13 protein-coding genes and 3 pseudogenes are annotated in these 14,615 nt (G+C 64.8%); 15 read left to right on the top strand and 1 reads right to left on the bottom strand.

Annotated features, from left to right (window positions below; all coding sequences use genetic code 11):
* Positions 1-30: 30 nt before the first annotated feature.
* The 15 genes and pseudogenes from ACFQJB_RS02950 to ACFQJB_RS02880 all read left to right on the top strand — a co-directional run bounded on the left by ACFQJB_RS02950 (position 31) and on the right by ACFQJB_RS02880 (position 13,595).
* Positions 31-882, top strand: coding sequence for an NAD(P)/FAD-dependent oxidoreductase (locus ACFQJB_RS02950; RefSeq protein WP_379723763.1), 852 nt, complete (start codon positions 31-33; stop codon positions 880-882).
* 170 nt (positions 883-1,052) lie between these two features.
* Positions 1,053-1,526 (top strand): hypothetical protein, encoded by a 474-nt coding sequence (locus ACFQJB_RS02945; RefSeq protein ID WP_379723760.1) that lies wholly within the window; start codon positions 1,053-1,055, stop codon positions 1,524-1,526.
* A gap of 77 nt (positions 1,527-1,603) precedes the next feature.
* On the top strand, positions 1,604-2,776 hold the full coding sequence (gene coaBC / locus ACFQJB_RS02940; RefSeq protein ID WP_379723757.1) for a bifunctional phosphopantothenoylcysteine decarboxylase/phosphopantothenate--cysteine ligase CoaBC: 1,173 nt from the start codon (positions 1,604-1,606) through the stop codon (positions 2,774-2,776).
* Positions 2,777-2,987: 211 nt separating this feature from the next.
* Entirely contained in the window at positions 2,988-4,133 is a 1,146-nt protein-coding gene (locus ACFQJB_RS02935; RefSeq protein ID WP_379723754.1) for a monovalent cation/H+ antiporter subunit E, read from the top strand.
* The gene (locus ACFQJB_RS02930) at positions 4,130-4,435 is read left to right on the top strand and encodes a cation:proton antiporter (RefSeq protein ID WP_379723751.1); all 306 of its coding nucleotides are present in this window, start codon (positions 4,130-4,132) and stop codon (positions 4,433-4,435) included. Before ACFQJB_RS02935 ends, ACFQJB_RS02930 begins: the two co-directional genes overlap by 4 nt.
* On the top strand, positions 4,432-4,752 hold the full coding sequence (gene mnhG, locus ACFQJB_RS02925) for a monovalent cation/H(+) antiporter subunit G (protein WP_379723748.1): 321 nt from the start codon (positions 4,432-4,434) through the stop codon (positions 4,750-4,752). The genes ACFQJB_RS02930 and mnhG overlap by 4 nt, the downstream gene beginning before the upstream one ends.
* Positions 4,749-5,342: a DUF4040 domain-containing protein gene (locus ACFQJB_RS02920; protein ID WP_379723745.1), complete on the top strand. Its 594-nt coding sequence runs from the start codon at positions 4,749-4,751 to the stop codon at positions 5,340-5,342. Before mnhG ends, ACFQJB_RS02920 begins: the two co-directional genes overlap by 4 nt.
* Positions 5,339-5,983, top strand: a complete 645-nt coding sequence (locus ACFQJB_RS02915) for an MnhB domain-containing protein (RefSeq protein ID WP_379723742.1) — start codon at positions 5,339-5,341, stop codon at positions 5,981-5,983. Before ACFQJB_RS02920 ends, ACFQJB_RS02915 begins: the two co-directional genes overlap by 4 nt.
* Positions 5,980-6,348 (top strand): cation:proton antiporter subunit C, encoded by a 369-nt coding sequence (locus ACFQJB_RS02910; RefSeq protein WP_379723739.1) that lies wholly within the window; start codon positions 5,980-5,982, stop codon positions 6,346-6,348. Before ACFQJB_RS02915 ends, ACFQJB_RS02910 begins: the two co-directional genes overlap by 4 nt.
* Positions 6,341-7,903: a proton-conducting transporter membrane subunit gene (locus ACFQJB_RS02905; RefSeq protein WP_379723736.1), complete on the top strand. Its 1,563-nt coding sequence runs from the start codon at positions 6,341-6,343 to the stop codon at positions 7,901-7,903. The genes ACFQJB_RS02910 and ACFQJB_RS02905 overlap by 8 nt, the downstream gene beginning before the upstream one ends.
* Positions 7,900-9,608: pseudogene (locus tag ACFQJB_RS02900) on the top strand (proton-conducting transporter membrane subunit). The gene ACFQJB_RS02905 and the pseudogene ACFQJB_RS02900 overlap by 4 nt, the downstream one beginning before the upstream one ends.
* Positions 9,608-11,294 (top strand): annotated as a pseudogene (locus ACFQJB_RS02895) (Na(+)/H(+) antiporter subunit D); the annotation flags it as partial. The pseudogenes ACFQJB_RS02900 and ACFQJB_RS02895, both read left to right, overlap by 1 nt.
* A 207-nt stretch (positions 11,295-11,501) precedes the next feature.
* Positions 11,502-12,769, top strand: a pseudogene (gene hisD / locus ACFQJB_RS02890) (histidinol dehydrogenase).
* A 58-nt stretch (positions 12,770-12,827) separates the two neighbouring features.
* Positions 12,828-13,193, top strand: a complete 366-nt coding sequence (locus ACFQJB_RS02885; RefSeq protein ID WP_120100748.1) for a HesB/IscA family protein — start codon at positions 12,828-12,830, stop codon at positions 13,191-13,193.
* Positions 13,194-13,268: 75 nt separating this feature from the next.
* A complete protein-coding gene (locus tag ACFQJB_RS02880; protein ID WP_379723732.1) occupies positions 13,269-13,595 on the top strand; it encodes a hypothetical protein in 327 nt (108 codons plus the stop codon).
* On the opposite strand, the gene aglJ is transcribed toward ACFQJB_RS02880, so the two are convergent.
* Positions 13,584-14,594, bottom strand: coding sequence for an S-layer glycoprotein N-glycosyltransferase AglJ (gene aglJ, locus ACFQJB_RS02875; RefSeq protein WP_379723729.1), 1,011 nt, complete (start codon positions 14,592-14,594; stop codon positions 13,584-13,586). The genes ACFQJB_RS02880 and aglJ overlap by 12 nt on opposite strands.
* Positions 14,595-14,615: the final 21 nt, after the last annotated feature.

Raw genomic sequence — 14,615 nt, 5'->3', positions numbered from 1 at the left:
TACAAAAATACTTGCGCCGATACGAGCGGTATGGCGTCATCGCAGTCGACGACAGCAGGAACCACGCGTGGGCAACACGAACTGTTAATCATTGGCGGTGGCATCGCCGGACTGACGGCGGCGACGTTCACCGCTCGCGCAGGGATCGAGACAGTCGTCGTCAACGACGGCGAGACGGTGCTGCGGCGCAACGCCCATCTCGAAAACGTGCCGGGCTTTCCGGCCGGCGTCAACCCCCGCCGGTTTGCGGATATGTTGCGCGCACAGGCAACCCGAAACGGCGCGGAGTACCAGACAGGCACTGTCACCGAGCTGACCGGTGAGATCGACAACGGATTCACGGCTACGATTACCGGTGGACAGGCTGGCGAGGACATCGAAACCGATGCTGCTGACAGCGAGGAGGCAGAACCGACACGAGAACTGACGGCTGATCGGGTGTTGGCCGCCTCGTTCCCGGATGCCGACTTTCTCGACGGGTACGATATTGACACACGAACGGCCGACAGCAAACAGTACGCCGAGGCTGGCGAGTTAGGACGCACCGCTGTCGAGGGGCTCTACGTCGCGGGACGGCTGGCCGAGCGGTACCACCAAGCCGTGATCGCCGCCGGCGACGGGGCCGAAGCGGCGATCACGCTGATCCACGACAGCGATATCCCCTTCTACAACGACTGGGTCGCCCCCGAGGGCTACTGGACAGATCGCGGCCGGGAGGTGCCGCCGGGCTGTGAGGAGATCGATCCGACCGAACAGCGCGCCAGACAGGAGGCCGCGATGGCGGCGATGCAGGAGTACTTTGCCGCGCCCCACGACCAACAGCAGCGAACCTTTCCCTCACTCGTCGACGACGAGCGCAACCGACTCGATTGGGAACAGTAACACCCGGAGACACGTCTGACAGGCCACGCGCGGCGGCAGGAGACCCATGACGGTGTGAAAAATCGCTGGCTCGTAGGCGGATACTTAGGAAATCAAATTAGAATACTATATGCCATTTCTAACCCACATACATCTAATTTATATACTTATAAAACAATATATGTCTTGTAATGAAGTTCGCACGAAGTCTACAAGTGCTGATCGTCGTCGGATTGCTCGTGAGTGCGGCGACCGGGAGTGCCGTCGCACAGTCAGCCAGCGGTGACGCTGATCTCTACGAATCTTTAGAGGACATGGTACCGCTGTACAATGAGAACGCTGATAGCGTCAATCTCGGGCCCGTCTCTATCGCTGGAACCAATAATATCTACATCGAAGATGGTGATTCGGTCGTCACCTACTCGATGGTGATCAACGATCAAAAGCGCATTACGGCACTGAACGACAGTCCCAGCGAGGACGCAAAACGGAAGATCACCACGGATCGAGCGACGATTGAGGAACTCACCTCCGCGAGCAACCCCGCACTGGCCTTCCGGGATGCGGTTGCGAACGACGATATCGTGATCACCGGTGAAGACGGCCAAGTCGTCGAGCGGGTCAAGTGGGCGGTCATCAACGCGTTCAAGGGCTTTTTCATCTGAGCGGAGCCTCACTGTCGCCGAAGGGTAGTCGAGCGAACCCCGAACGCCTATCTACCTACCGACACCACATTTCGAGTATGCTTGACGGCGTCAACGTCGCCTTGGGCGTCACCGGCAGCATCGCCGCGGTGAAAACCGTCGAACTCGCCCACGAACTCCGCCGGCAGGGTGCCGACGTCCGTGCGCTGATGAGCGACAGCGCACGCGGGATCATCCACCCATGGGCCCTCGAATTTGCGACCGAGCGCGACGTTGTCACGGAGATCACCGGCCGCGTCGAACACGTCGATCTCTGCGGCCGCGACGGCTGGGCCGACGTGTTGCTGATCGCGCCAGCCACTGCCAACACCGTCGGCAAGATCGCTGGTGCGGTCGACGACACCCCGGTGACAACCGCCGCGACCACCGCGCTCGGTGCGGACGTGCCGGTCGTCGTCGCTCCCGCGATGCACGAACCCATGTACGACCACCCCGGCGTCCTCGATGCCATCGACCGCGTCGAATCGTGGGGCGTCGAGTTCGTCGATCCCCGCATCGAGGAGGGCAAGGCCAAGATCGCCACCGCCGAAGCCATGGTCACCGCGCTCGCCCGCGCGACGACGCCGCAGGATCTCGCCGACCGCCATCTCGTCGTCACCGGCGGTGCGACCAGCGAGGCGATCGACCCGATCCGCGTGCTGACCAACCGGGCGTCGGGCCGCACCGGTCGCGCGGTCGCTCGCGCCTGTGCGATCCGGGGCGCCGACGTGACGCTGATCCACGACGGCCCCGACGTGCATTACGCTGATGTGGTCGAAATCGAGAGCGCCGCGGAGATGCTGGCCGCGGCCGATGCCGCCTGCGAGGATGCCGACGCGATGGTCTCAGCGGCGGCGATCGGTGACTACACCGTCCAGGAGGCCTCCGCAAAACTCCGCTCCGGGGAGGCCCGCACACTGGAGTTAGAGCCGACGCCGAAAGTGCTGGATTCGATTCGACAGGGCCACCCTGACCTCCCCTTGGTCGGCTTCAAGGCTGAAACGACCGGCGACGACGACGCCCTGCTCGAACAGGCGGTCGCGCTCCGCGATCGGATCGATCTTAGCTTCGTCGTCGCCAACGACGCGACGGTGATGGGCGAGGCCGACACCCGCGCGCTGTTGGTCGACCGTGGGGCCGAGTCAGTCGCCGACTGTGAGGTCGTCGAGGGGCCGAAACCCCTACTCGGTGATCGGATCGCCCGCCGGCTTGCGGGACTGCTCGACGAGTAACTGATCAGACACCGCTCGGCGGGTTATTGAACAGACAGGTAGTATCTCGACAGATCACTCACAAACTAACAGTTGACACACCCGCTTTTCGAAACTCCGACTCATCCGACAGCCGAGATAAGAATAGTTTTGAGGCGTCCCCGACTTCCCCGACTAAGACCAGTATGACGTTCGGACAACCCTCGGACGCGCCGGACGGAGTGACCGGGCGATGACGGCCCCCGAGTCGGGGATCATCGTCCCCGTCAAACGCTCGGCGACCCTCCGGCAGACTGTCGGCTACGTGATCGGAGACGCACTCGACCGGGCCGCCGACGGCGACGTGGCCGTCGTCCACTTCGTCTCGGTGGCCTCGTGGCGTGCCGAAGACCCCGGCTCCGACCGCGAGCGACAGCGCGCGGCCGACCTCCTTGAGCAGGTCGAAACGTGGGCCGGCTTCGAACTCGACGAAGCCGACGCCGATCCCGACGCCGTCACCATCGAAACCGCGGTGATCGGCGACACCGACTACCTGTTCAGCCCGGAGGACTACGCCGACCTGCTCACCGAGTACGCCGGGCAACACGGCCTCGGACGCGTCGTCGTCGACCCCGAATACTCGCTTGTCGGCCACACGACGCTCGTAGAGCCCCTGGAGTTCGAACTCGCCCAGCGTGATCTCGCTATCGAGGAGGCTCCGGTCGACCGCCCGACACGCCGCGGCCGATTGGTCAGCCGCACCACGCCGGCCCGCTTTCTCACGCTGTTCGGCACCTCGATGCTGTTCTATCAGGTGCTCGGCGGGTTTAGCGGGCTGTTCGATCTCGTGACGGGCGTCGCGACCGCGCTGATCGTCGCCACAACGTTGTCGAGTGTGAGTTTTTACCGTGACCCGACACTCCGGGAGTCGCCAAAACGCGTCCTCCGCGGCGTCATCTACGTGCCGTATCTCCTCTATGAGATCGTCGTCTCGAATCTCGTCGTCGCCCGCGTGATCCTCGATCCGCGCCTGGATATCGATCCACGGCTCACGAAAGTTCGGGTGTTCGTCGGTTCGGGGTTCCCGCTGACGACGCTGGCAAACAGCATCACGCTGACACCGGGGACGCTGACGGTGAAAGCCGACGATCAGGAACTCTACGTCCACTCACTGGTGCCGTTCGCTCGCGAGGGGCTGTTCGACGGCGCGTTAGAACGCTGGGTTCGGTTCGTGTTCTACGGCCGGGAAGCAGCTCGCTTCCCGTCGCCGCGGGATCGTGGCGACACCGACGTGCTACAGGATCCGGATGCAGACGAGCCGGCGAACGGCGAACCCGAAGCCGTCGCCGACGGCGGCGTCGATTGTAGTGGTGACGATACACAGGAGGGCGACCAATGAGTGTCGCCGACGCCGCGCTGATCGCCGGCTACACCGTCGGCGACGGCCTGTTGATCGCGGCGACGCTGTTCGTCACGCTGGCTATCGCCATGCTGTATCGGGCGATTCTGGGCCCGACCAATCAGGATCGCGTCCTCGCGGTCAATGTCCTCGGCACCAACACGGTCGTCATTCTTGCGTTGCTGGGGGCGGCCCTTGGCGAGCCGTGGTTCCTCGATATCGCGCTCGTCTACGCCTTACTGAACTTCCTGATGTCGATTGCCATCTCGAAGTTCACTGTCGAGCGGGGTGGAGTCATATGATCACCACCGTTCGGATCGGGCTCATCGCGGTCTTCGTCGCGCTGGGCCTGTTTTTCACGTTCGTCTCGGCGACCGGCGTGATCCGGCTGCCGGATGTGTTCTCGCGGGCCCACACCGCCTCACAAGCCGACACGCTGGGCGCTGGCTTCGCGCTCGCAGCCGTCGCGCTGACGATTGGCTGGGGGCCAACAGCGGTCAAAACGGTGCTGCTGCTGTTTTTCATCTTTGTCACCAATCCGACCGCTGCCCACGCCATCGCGCGGGCCGCCTACGAGGAAGGCGTCGAGCCGTGGACAACGGGGGATGAGCGACGATGAGCGTCGCTGCTCCGCCGCTCGCCGGCCTGGTACCGCTCCAGAGCGTCGGCATCACGCCCATCGAGGCGTCACTGTTCGTGTTCGTCCTGCTCACAGCCGTCCTGACCGCGCTGTTCCGTGACGTCCTCGCCTCGATTGTGGTCTTTGCGGCCTACAGCCTTGGGCTGGCGGTCATCTACACGTTCTACCGCGCGCCGGATGTGGGGCTGACCGAGGCCGCAATCGGGGCCGGCGTCACCACCGTCTTCCTCCTGTTGACGATAGCGAAGACGACGCGGCCGGCGACTGACGCGCGCTTCGAGGCGATCAACTGGCCCGCCGTCGGCGTCTGTGGGCTGTTCGTCCTCGTCGTCGGCGTAACGCTGCCGGCGTTCCCGGCGGTTGGCGATCCCGCGTCGCCGATCCTCGCCAACGCCGATGTGACCGGCTACTACCTCGCCAACGCCTACGACGAAACCGGTGCGGAAAACGCCGTCACCGCTGTTTTGGCGGCCTACCGCGGGTTCGACACCTTCGGCGAGGCAATCGTCGTCTTCGCCGCCGGGATCGCCAGTCTGCTGGTGCTCGGGCGGGAGGTGTTCACCGCATGAGCAGCGACCGACTCAACGGCGAGACGCCGTCGGACACCCGCGTCGCCCGCCAACGGCCGCTCTACAGCGAGAGCCAAGTCATCATGACGACCGTCAAGGCGGTCATCCCGTTCGTGTTGACCTACGGGCTGTTCATCACGTTCCACGGGACGAGTTCGCCCGGCGGCGGGTTCCAGGGCGGCGCGCTCATCGCCTCGGTTGTGTTGATGATCGCCTTCGCCTTCGGGATCGAGTCGACGCGAACGTGGCTTTCGAACACGCTCGTTGTCCTCCTCGCAACGCTCGGGGTGGCGATCTTCGCCGGCATCGCCCTCGTCCCGATGGCCCTCGGGGCAAACTTCCTCGACTACACTGCCTACTACCCCGTCCTCGGGGACACGCTCGGCCTCAAAGAGTACGAGTTCGTCAAATACGGGATGGAGGCCGTCGAGATCGGCGGGATCGCCTTCATCGTTTCCGGCGTCTTGATGGGGCTGTTCTTCGCGCTGGCGGCCGGTATGACGCCACCCAGCGGCACCGACGATACCGACACAGCGGCAGATACCGGTGCCGACACGGCGTCGGATCCGTCCGGCGATACCGCTGGTGACGATTCTGAAACCGCTGGCGACACCACCACCGAGGCGGGTGAGAACGAATGACTGACCTTCTCGGCGTGGTGACGACGCGACACGCCTACGCGCTGTTCGTCCTGCTGTCTGCTATCGGGCTCTACATGATGATCGCAAACGAGAACCTCGTCAAGAAGGTGATCGGCCTCAATATGTTCCAGACCGGCGTCTTCCTGTTTTTCGTCACCTCGGCCTACCGGATCGGCGGCGCGGCCCCGGTCGTCACCAACGGCGGCGGCCCCTACGTCAGCCCGCTGCCGCAGGTGATCGTCCTGACAGCGATTGTCGTCGGTATCAGTCTCACTGCGGTCGGCCTCGCGCTCATCATTCGGCTCTACAGCGAGTACGGCACCCTCCGTGCCGACGCGCTCCGGGAGGTGATCGTCGATGAGTGACGCGCTCCTCCCGCTGCTGATCGCCATTCCGCTGTTGGCGGCGATCTTCCCACTGTTGCTGGGCCTCCGCTTCGACCACGCTGGCTGGCCGGTAGCGATGGCAACGTCGCTGCTCGTCGCCGCGCTCGCCGCGCGGTTCACGTGGGCGGTCTCGCCGGCCGGCAGCGGCCCCCAGCGACTCGTCCACGACCTCGCTGGCTACCCAGCCCCGTACGGGATCGAACTCGTCGGCGACGGCCTGTCGGCGATCCTCGTGGCTCTCATCGCGCTCGTCGCCGTCGCCGTCCTCGTCTACGCGCGGACGACCGGCCCCGACAGCAACGCATTCTACAGCGGTTTCCTGCTGTTGACCGGCGGGCTGCTCGGGATGGCACTGACCGGCGACCTGTTCAACCTCTTCGTCTTCCTCGAAATCGTCGGCCTCGTCAGTTATGCGCTGATCGCCAGCAGCGACGACGGCCGGGCGGCCTACGGCGCGCTCAAATACCTCTTCCTCGGGACGACCGGTGCGTCGCTGTATCTGATCGGCGTCGGCTACGCCTTCGTCGCCACCGGGACGCTCAACATGCGCGATATGGCGGCTGAACTCGCCGCCCTCGGCTACGGTGATCCGCTCGTGCAAGCCGCCTTCGGCTTCATCCTCATCGGCTTCATGCTCAAGATCGCCATCTTCCCGCTGCATACGTGGCAGCCGGATGCCTACACTTACGCGCCGGATACCGTCTCGGCGTTCATTTCCGCGCTCGTCTCGACGACGGCGGCCTACGCGCTCATCCGGATCGCCTACGACGTGTTTACCGTCGAATTCTTCGCGGCGAACCCGCTGATCACCGATGCCGTCCTGCTCGTCGCTTCGATCAGCATCGTCGTTGGCAGCCTGCTGGCCTTGCTGCAAACTGAACTCAAACGCGTCTTCGCGTACTCCTCGGTCGCCCAGTTCGGCATGATCCTTGCAGCAATCGGTCTCCAGAGCGAAACCGCGCTGTTCGGCGCGGTCATCCACCTCGTCGGCCACGGACTGATGAAGGCCACGCTGTTCATGGGCGCGGGCGTCCTCTCCTCGGCCTACGGAGCCCAGACCGTCGCCGACTACGCCGGTCTCGCCAAGCGCGCGCCGATCACCTCGGGGATGATGGCGGTCGCCGGCCTCGCGCTCGTCGGGATTCCGCCGTCGGTCGGCACCCTCGGCAAGTGGTTTATCGCTCTCGGCGCGGTTGAGGTGGGCTCGTGGAGCGTCGCTGCCGTCATCTTCATCAGTACGCTGTTGACGCTGACGTACATCGGTCGGCTGCTCGAAGCCCTGTACTTCACCCAGCCCGCGACTGACGACGACACCGGCGTCGCTGGCGATACTGGCGACGCCGATGACGGTTCGATCGTTGCCGATGGCGGTGCCGATTCGTCGACTACCGCCGGCCTCGACGACGTTGCACCCGTCGCCACCGAACGCATCGTTGTCATCGTCGTCCTCGCGGTCTCGACGGTCGCGCTGTTCGGCGCGGCCGGGCTGTTTGCGGAGCTGCTTGACCCTGTCTTCGGGAGGTTCTTCCAATGACTGAAATCGCCGCCGTTCGACCACTGGCTGCCGTCCTCGTATCGTTCGTCGCCGCCGGGCTGATCCTCGTCTCCGGCCGCCGGCCGAACCTCCGCGAGGCGTGGACGATCCTCGCCTCAGTGTCGATGTTCGGCCTCGTTGCCAGCATGGTACCGGCCGCCCTCGACGGCAAGATCCTCGTCACCAACCTCGGCACTATCGTCCCCGGCATCGACTTCGTCCTGCGGGCCGACCCGCTCGGCGTCCTATTCGCCTCACTCGCGAGCCTGCTGTGGATCGTCACCAGTTTCTACAGCATCGGCTACATGCGCGGGCTCGACGAGGACAATCAGACCCGGTATTTCGCCTCCTTCGCCGTCTCGGTCGCCGCCGCGGTCGGGATCGCCTTCTCTGGCAATCTCCTGACGATCTTCGTCTTCTACGAGGTGCTGTCGGTCGCAACGTACCCGCTCGTCGCTCACGACGAGACGCCGGAAGCGCGGGCCGCGGGTCGCAAGTATCTCGCCTACACCTTCTTCGGCGGCGGGGTGCTGGTGCTGGCCGGCACGACGCTGGTCTACTGGCTCACGGGCACCGTCGACTTCACGCCCGGGGGATCGCCGCCCTCGCCAACGCCGACCCGACGGCGGCAACGCTGGCGTTCATTGTCCTCGCGGTCGGTTTCGGCGTCAAAGCCGGGTTGATGCCGCTGCACCAGTGGCTGCCGGAGGCGATGGTCGCGCCGACGCCCGTCTCGGGCCTCCTACACGCCGTCGCCGTCGTCAAAAGCGGCGTCTTCGGAATCGCCCGCGTCGTTCTTGATGTGTTCGGCCCCGAGACGCTGGCCGCCCTCGGCCCTGACCGCTTCGGCGACCTCGGGATCGCGCTGCCGCTGGCCGCGCTGGCAGCGATCACGCTCACCGTCGCCAGCATCATCGCTCTGCGGAAGGATCACCTCAAACGCCGCCTGGCGTACTCGACGATCAGCCAACTGTCCTACATCGTGCTCGGCCTCGCACTGCTGGAGGGCGATGCCCTGATCGGCGGGCTGCTCCACATCCCCGCCCACGCGTTCATGAAGCTCACACTGTTCTTCTGTGCGGGGATCATCCACGTCGAAACCCACACCGACTACATCAGCGAGATGGCCGGCATCGGTAAGCGGATGCCGCTCACGATGCTGGCGTTCGGCGTCGCCGCTGCGGGGATGGCCGGGATTCCACTGGTCGCCGGCTTCGTCAGCAAGTGGTACATCGTGATCGGCGCTTTCGAGGGCGGCAACGGGATATTTGCGGGCGTGCTGTTGCTCTCGGGGATCCTCAACATCGCGTACTTCTGGCCCATCGTCTATCAGGCGTTCTTCGAGACGCCCGACGACCACGACGAGAAACCCATCGCCGAAGGCCGTTACGGCGGCCGGGATCAGGTCGTCGCCGACGGTGGCGACGCTGCTGGCGATGACACCACCACCGACCACGCCGGCGACGATCACCACGCTGCCGACCATGCTGACAGCGATCACGACGACGGCCACCACCACGGCGGCCCACCGGCGGGCGGCTGGGACGAGCGCGACTGGCGCGGCGGCGAGAGCACGTGGTTCATGCTCGGGCCGATCCTGACGGCGGCCGCGCTATCGCTACTGCTGGGCGTTATTCCGCATACGGTGGTCTTCCTGCGGATCGTCGAGACCATCGTCGGCAACCTACCGGGGGTGATGGGCTGATGAGTGCGAGCCTGCTCACAACGGCACCGAGCACGCTCACGGCCGTCCCGCCGGGCGTCGTCCTGCTGGCGGTCGCCGTCCTCGTCGCACTCTTGCCGCGCCGCGCCGGTCACGCGCTCGGCATCGCTGCCTCGGCGGCGACGCTGGCGTGGGTGGGGACGGTTCCGGCCGGCGCGTACCTCCAGACGGAGTTCCTCGGTTTTGAGGCTGTATTGTTCAATGTCGACCAGTTCTCCCGACTGATGGGGATCATCTTCGCGCTCATCGGCGTCGTCGCCGTGCTGTACTCCTACGCCAGCGAGGCCGAGAGCCTACAAACGGCGTTCGCGCTCTCATACGTCGCCACCAGCTTCGGAGCCGTCTTCGCCGGCGACTGGCTCACGCTCATCTTCTTCTGGGAGTTGATGGCCGTCACCAGCACGTTGCTCGTCTGGCACTATCGCGGCAAAGCAGTGCGGGCGGGCTACCGCTACGCCATCTTCCATGGTATCGGCGGCACGCTGCTGATGGCCGCCATTCTCCAGACCTACGTGGCGAAAGGCACCTTCCTCTTCGCGTCGGTGCCTGGCGGCCCCGAGGTAGCGGGCATCGCCGCCGGCCTGCCAGCCGCGCTTGCGGCAATCGGCATCGGCGTCAACGTCGGCTTCATCGGCCTGCACACGTGGCTCCCCGACACCTACCCCCGACCACACATCGCCGCCAGCGTCTTCCTCTGTGTGTTCACGACGAAGACCGGCGTCTACGGGATGTACCGCGCGTTCCCGGAGGGCCACCTCGCGATCGCCTACATGGGCGGCGGGATGGCCGTCTTCGGGGCGACGTTCGCGCTGTTCCAAAACGACATGCGACGGCTGCTCTCGTACCACATTCAGTCGCAGGTCGGCTACATGATCGCTGGCGTCGGCATCGGCGGCGCGCTGGCGCAGTCCGGCGCGTTCGCCCACGTCTTTAACCACATTCTCTACAAGGGCCTGCTGTTCATGACCGCCGGCGTCGTCATCTACCGGACGGGCGAGGAGAACCTGAAGAAACTCGGCGGGCTGGCACGGGAGATGCCGATCACCGCCGGCGCGTTCACGGTTGCCGCGCTGTCGATCGCCGGCTTCCCCGGGTTCAACGGCTTCGTCAGCAAGGGGATCATCATCTCGGCGAGTCACTACGCCTTCGGTGCGGGGCCACTACCCATCGGTGAGTACCACACGCTCGAATGGCTCCTGTTGCTCGGCGGGATTGGTACCTTCATGTCGTTCATCAAGTTCGGCTACTACGCCTTCTTCCATGGCACTCACGACGGCAGTGTCGCCGACGCGAATCCCGGCCAAAGCGTTGCCATGCTGGCGGTGGCAGGACTCTGTGTCTTCTACGGGATTGCCGTCCCCACATCCCCACTTGCGTCGATCCTGCCGGCCAACGTCGGGCTGTTCGGTCTCCTGCCGTTCGACGTGACAAGCGACGCTGTCGTCGCACATGTGTACAAGACCTATACGGTCGGTCACATCGTCGAGGGGGTCGTCCTTGCGGCCGCAGGGCTGATCGGCTTCCGACTCACGAAGCAACCGCTCTCGAAACTCGGTCGCGTGCCCGATATCGACGCGATCTACAATCGAGTCGTCTTCTACGGTGGCCGCAGTGTGATCGTCGGCGTCACCGAGTTCTACGCCGCCGTTGATCGCGCTGTGATGGGTACCATCTCCCGCGCGAAAGTCGTCGGGGGCGACCCGCAGGCGACCGTCCAGCGGCTCGGCCTCGGCAGCGACGAGCAGCCGCCGATACTCCGCTCGGGGATCGGGCGGAGCGTCTTCGTGTTGCTCGCCGTGGTGAGTCTCGCCGTGGCGATCCTGTTGCTCGGCTGGGGATGGAAACGGTTTTTCGCCGGCCACCCGAAGCCGCCGTATGAGCTACCGAGTCATCGCGGATCTCTCGCCGGCCGAACGGACGGCCTTCTTCGAGCGCGACGCCGGCATCGACGCGGTTCGGAGCGACGCCGCCGATATCATCGACCGCGTCAGTACGGAGGGCGATGTCGCGCTGCGTGACCTTGCCTCGAAGCACGACGACGTCGAGGTCGGCAATCTCGATGTGACCGATCTCGCCGAGCGCGCCCACGAAGACGTCGACGACGAGATTCTCGATGCCATCGAGACCGCCGCCGCCAACATCCGCGAGTTCCACGAGCGACAGGTGCCCGACGACTGGCGCGAGAGCTTCGACGGCCGCGAGTTGGGGCGTCGCTTTCGGCCGCTTTCCGAGGTCGGCGTCTACGCGCCCGGCGGCACCGCCGCTTACCCTCCAGCGTGCTGATGGGCGTCATCCCCGCGAAGATCGCCGGCGTCGACCACGTTGCCGTCGCTACGCCGCCGGCCGACCCCATGAACCCGGTTACGCTCGCAGCAGCCCACGAGGCCGGTGCGGATGCGATCTATGCCGCCGGCGGCGCGCAAGCGATCGCGGCCCTCGCCTACGGCACCGAAACGGTCACCCCAGTACAGAAGATCGTTGGCCCGGGCAACAAGTGGGTGACCGCCGCGAAGGCCGAGGTTCGCGGCGACGTGGAGATCGACTTTCTCGCCGGGCCCAGCGAGATCCTTGTCGTCTGCGACGAGACAGCTGACCCAGAGCTTGTCGCCAGCGACCTGATCGCCCAAGCCGAACACGACCCCAACGCCTCCGCGGTCGCTGTTACCGCCGACGAGGCCACCGCTGAGGCGATCGACGATGCGCTCGATGAGCAGGTTGAGGGACGCGACCGGAGTGAGATCATCAGCGACGCCCTCGACAACGACGCCAGCGGCGTCCTCTTGGCGCGATCGATGTCGGAAGCCGTGTTGTTCGCCGAGGAGTACGCTGCCGAACACCTCTCGATTCAGGCCGACGACGACGAGGCGATCCTCGACCGCATCGACTCGGCGGGCAGCGTTTTCCTCGGCCCGAACACGCCGGTGGCTGCCGGTGACTACGCCTCCGGCACGAACCACGTCCTCCCAACTAACGGCGGCGCAAAACGGTTTGGTGGCCTCTCAGTCGACGCCTTCCTGCGGTCGACGACAGTCCAGCGACTCGATTCGGAGGCCCTCGACGAACTCTCGAAGTCGATTACGACGCTCGCGGAGGCCGAAGGGCTGGAAGCCCACGCCGAAAGCGTTCGCCGCCGCTTCGAGTAACGGCTCCTGATTACGTTTCGCCGTCACTGTTAACAGGCTCGGCTGACGATAGCTGGGTATGAGCACGAGCACCGCCGACGGCAGCCCCGAGGAGGCCGTCGAAGTCACGGAGCAGGCTGCCGAAAAGGCCCTCGCGTTGATGCAAGGTGAAGGGATGGACACCGATGTCGGCGGCCTCCGGCTGTTCGTCCAACAGGGCGGCTGTGCCGGCCTCTCCTATGGGATGCGCTTCGACGACGAGCCAGAGGACGACGACACGATCACCGTTCACCATGGCCTGCGTGTCTTTGTCGATCCCTCAAGCCTGAACTACATCGGCGGCAGCAGTCTCCAGTACGAGGACGGGCTGCAGGCCGAAGGGTTCCACGTCGAAAATCCCAATGTTGTCTCCGAGTGCGGCTGCGGTGAAAGTTTCAGAACCTGAGGCGATTGGTTCCGTTTCAGCCACGACGCGGCTGGTGTGGCTGGGTTTTTACCACCTGAGCCCAAGAGGTAGCTAATGGCAGCGAGGCCGCCCCAAAACGAGACGTCGGAGCCCGAAGTTATCGCGTTCGGCATCGCCGCGCTCGCCGCCCGGCTTGAGACGGCCGATATCAGCTATCCGGCGACGAGCCGCGAGATCTGTGCGGCCGTTTCCAACACCGAGATTCCGGTTGACAGCACCGGCAACACCGTTGAGTTGGCGACCGCACTCGATCGACTGCCCCAAGATGAGTTCGCCAAGCAATCGGAGCTGCTTGATATGTTACATCCGGTGTTCGAGGAACAGCGCAAACAGGCCGCCACAAGCGTTGTCGGTCGTCTCCGGGCCCTGTTACCGATCTGAGCGGGCGACCTGCTGGTCAGCCTCACCGTCGGTCGGCGTCGGCTCCCGTCGATCTGTCGTTGTTGCTGATCGATCGTCGGTGAGACTGCTGTCGAGGCGGTCGATCCGGTCACGCTGTTCGCGGTGCAGCGACTGGATCATATCCGCAAGGAAGCCGAAGATCAGGAGTTGCACACCGAGTAACAGCATCGCAACCCCACCGATGGCGATAAGCTGGTGGCTGATGTCGACGGTGAGCCACCGCCAGATGACAAACACCAACAGGACGACACCGACGGTCGTCGAGCCGAGGCCGACGCTGCCGAAATAAAACAGCGGGTTGTTGGTTTTCGCGTTTCGGTACAGTTCAAGCAGGATGATGCTGCCGTCCTTGATCGGGTGGAGGTTCGTCGCCGAGCCATCGGGCCGTGGGCGATAGGTGATCGGGACGACCGTGGTATCGATCTCGTGTTTCGCACACTGGATCGCCATCTCGGTCTCGATCCCAAAGCCGTCGGCCGTCAGGGTCAGTCGCTCAAAGGAGTCGGTTGTGAAGGCACGATACCCGGAGAGGATGTCGACGTAGTTTGCGCCGTAGATCGCCCGAAAGACGCCGTTGAAAAACCGGTTGCCGATCTTGTTGAGCGTCGTCATCGCGCCGGCCTCCATGTCGGCAAACCGGTTGCCGATGACGTGGTCAGCCTCGCCGTCGAGCAGCGGCTCCAACATCGCCTCGGCGTCGGCGGCGCGGTAGGTCATATCGGCGTCGACCATGAGGACGTACGGCGCGTCGATATAGCCGACCGCCTGCCGGACTGCTTGGCCCTTCCCGCTGCCGGTCTGGGTGATGACCGTCGCGCCGGCCTCCTCGGCGAGCTCCCGTGTCCCGTCGCTGGAGCCGCCGTCGATGACGAGGATCTCGGTGAAGCCGGCGGCCTGATAGCTGGTGATCACGTCGGTGATCGTCGCGGCCTCGTTGAGCGCCGGCAGCAGGATACAGACATCCGCACTCGAAGCCATTGTCGTGGTGTCGGCACCCGA

It is taken from the genome of Halonotius sp. GCM10025705 (assembly GCF_042662885.1).
Lineage (GTDB): Archaea > Halobacteriota > Halobacteria > Halobacteriales > Haloferacaceae > Halonotius > Halonotius aquaticus.
This window is presented reverse-complemented; position numbering and strand designations above follow the sequence as displayed.

Bases quoted from the DNA above. Each gene is read 5' to 3' on its own strand.
- ACFQJB_RS02950 (WP_379723763.1), top strand. From the start codon at position 31: ATGGCGTCATCGCAGTCGACGACAGCAGGAACCACGCGTGGGCAACAC.
- ACFQJB_RS02945 (WP_379723760.1), top strand. From the start codon at position 1,053: ATGAAGTTCGCACGAAGTCTACAAGTGCTGATCGTCGTCGGATTGCTC.
- coaBC (WP_379723757.1), top strand. From the start codon at position 1,604: ATGCTTGACGGCGTCAACGTCGCCTTGGGCGTCACCGGCAGCATCGCC.
- ACFQJB_RS02935 (WP_379723754.1), top strand. From the start codon at position 2,988: ATGACGGCCCCCGAGTCGGGGATCATCGTCCCCGTCAAACGCTCGGCG.
- ACFQJB_RS02930 (WP_379723751.1), top strand. From the start codon at position 4,130: ATGAGTGTCGCCGACGCCGCGCTGATCGCCGGCTACACCGTCGGCGAC.
- mnhG (WP_379723748.1), top strand. From the start codon at position 4,432: ATGATCACCACCGTTCGGATCGGGCTCATCGCGGTCTTCGTCGCGCTG.
- ACFQJB_RS02920 (WP_379723745.1), top strand. From the start codon at position 4,749: ATGAGCGTCGCTGCTCCGCCGCTCGCCGGCCTGGTACCGCTCCAGAGC.
- ACFQJB_RS02915 (WP_379723742.1), top strand. From the start codon at position 5,339: ATGAGCAGCGACCGACTCAACGGCGAGACGCCGTCGGACACCCGCGTC.
- ACFQJB_RS02910 (WP_379723739.1), top strand. From the start codon at position 5,980: ATGACTGACCTTCTCGGCGTGGTGACGACGCGACACGCCTACGCGCTG.
- ACFQJB_RS02905 (WP_379723736.1), top strand. From the start codon at position 6,341: ATGAGTGACGCGCTCCTCCCGCTGCTGATCGCCATTCCGCTGTTGGCG.
- ACFQJB_RS02885 (WP_120100748.1), top strand. From the start codon at position 12,828: ATGAGCACGAGCACCGCCGACGGCAGCCCCGAGGAGGCCGTCGAAGTC.
- ACFQJB_RS02880 (WP_379723732.1), top strand. From the start codon at position 13,269: ATGGCAGCGAGGCCGCCCCAAAACGAGACGTCGGAGCCCGAAGTTATC.
- aglJ (WP_379723729.1), bottom strand. From the start codon at position 14,594: ATGGCTTCGAGTGCGGATGTCTGTATCCTGCTGCCGGCGCTCAACGAG.